We start from the raw sequence: 548 nt of genomic DNA, 5'->3' as shown, positions 1-548 counted from the left end.
CCGATGAAAAATATGATGATGTCAATAATGATCCACCAGATGGGGGTTATGGATGGGTGTCAGCATTCTGTGCTATGTTGGCAGCATTTTCGACCTGGGGTTCTAATGCTGGTTACGGAGTTTTCTTGAACTATTATTTGTCATCAAATTCATTTCCCGAGGCTACTCCATATGATTATGCCTTAATTGGCGGGATCGTAGTGTTTCTAGCACAAGTGCTAGCCCCTCTCAGTGTGTTAGGATATAAAATGTTTGGTTTTCATAACCTTAGTTTCTGTGGTATTTTCATACAAACTAGTGGGTATATCCTTGCATCTTTCGCGACTAAACTTTGGCAAGTATATTTGACTCAATGGGTTTTGGTTGGCTTATCTTTCCTGATGATTTTTATACCACCTACCCTTATATTGCCTACATATTTCAAGAAATATAGGGCATTTGCTATGGGAATTGCGGTCTCTGGCGGTGGACTTGGCGGTATAGTATTTTCGTTATCCGTCAACAAGCTTATCCAACAAACGGGAGACCTGAAATGGGCACTAAGAATG

Annotated in this window: 1 protein-coding gene; it reads left to right on the top strand. The window is 40.7% G+C overall.

Annotated features, from left to right (window positions below; genetic code table 11):
- A partial coding sequence (locus E2E34_RS37770) for an MFS transporter (RefSeq protein ID WP_167518458.1) occupies positions 1-548 on the top strand: 548 nt, incomplete at both ends.

The organism is Streptomyces albidochromogenes (assembly GCF_005981925.1).
Classification (GTDB): Bacteria; Actinomycetota; Actinomycetes; order Streptomycetales; family Streptomycetaceae; genus Streptomyces; species Streptomyces albidochromogenes.
The sequence above is the reverse complement of the archived record's forward strand: the minus strand, read 5'-3'. Positions and strand labels throughout refer to the sequence as shown.